The sequence below is a fragment of the Pseudarthrobacter sp. 10T415 genome (genome assembly GCF_056394175.1).
The window spans coordinates 1-882 of sequence record NZ_JBFTHJ010000050.1 but is presented as its reverse complement, the minus strand read 5'-3'; the positions used below and the strand labels follow the sequence as shown (position 1 = coordinate 882).

The following is an 882-nucleotide window of genomic DNA, read 5'->3' as shown; positions in this document are numbered from 1 at the left end:
GAACGTGATCAAGGTCGTCTGGGGCCGGGAATGGGATGACCTCCTCACCCAGGACACCAACGGGTCCCTGGTGAAGATCATGAACGAAACCCCCGACGGGGACTACCAGACCTACAAGGCCGAATCCGGCGGGTTCGTCCGCGAACACTTCTTCGGCAAGGACCCCGCCACCAAAGACATGGTCGCGGACCTCACCGATGACCAGATCTGGAACCTCAAACGCGGCGGCCACGACTACCGCAAGGTCTACGCAGCCTACAAAGCCGCCACCGAATTCAAAGGCAAACCCACCGTCATCCTCGCCAAAACCGTCAAAGGCTACGGACTCGGACCCAGGTTTGAAGGCCGGAATGCCACGCATCAGATGAAGAAGCTGACGGTGGAGGACCTCAAGGACTTCCGGGATTACCTCCGCATCCCTGTGTCGGATGAGCAACTGGATGCCGATCCTTACCGTCCTCCCTATTACCACCCGGGTGCCGATGCACCCGAAATCGCCTACCTCCATGAACGCCGGAGGGCCCTTGGCGGGTCGGTTCCGGAACGCCGTTCACAGCATGGGGCCGTCGAGCTGCCGGACGCCAAGTCCTACGATTCGGCCAAGCGAGGTTCCGGGAAACAGCAGGCCGCCACCACCATGGCCTTCGTGCGCCTGCTCAAGGACCTCCTCCGCGACAAGAAGTTCGGGGACCGGATTGTGCCCATCGTGCCGGACGAATCCCGTACGTTCGGCATGGATGCGTTCTTCCCGACGGCGAAGATCTACAACCCCAAGGGCCAGAACTACCTCTCCGTGGACCGCGACCTCGTCCTGGCCTACAAGGAATCCCCCGCCGGCCAGCTCATCCACCCCGGCATCAACGAAGCCGGCGCCGTGGCAGC

At 62.2% G+C, this 882-nt stretch carries 1 pseudogene; it reads left to right on the top strand.

The annotated features are described in order from the left end of the window. Window positions 1-882 (top strand): annotated as a pseudogene (locus AC1DBN_RS21370) (pyruvate dehydrogenase (acetyl-transferring), homodimeric type); the annotation flags it as partial.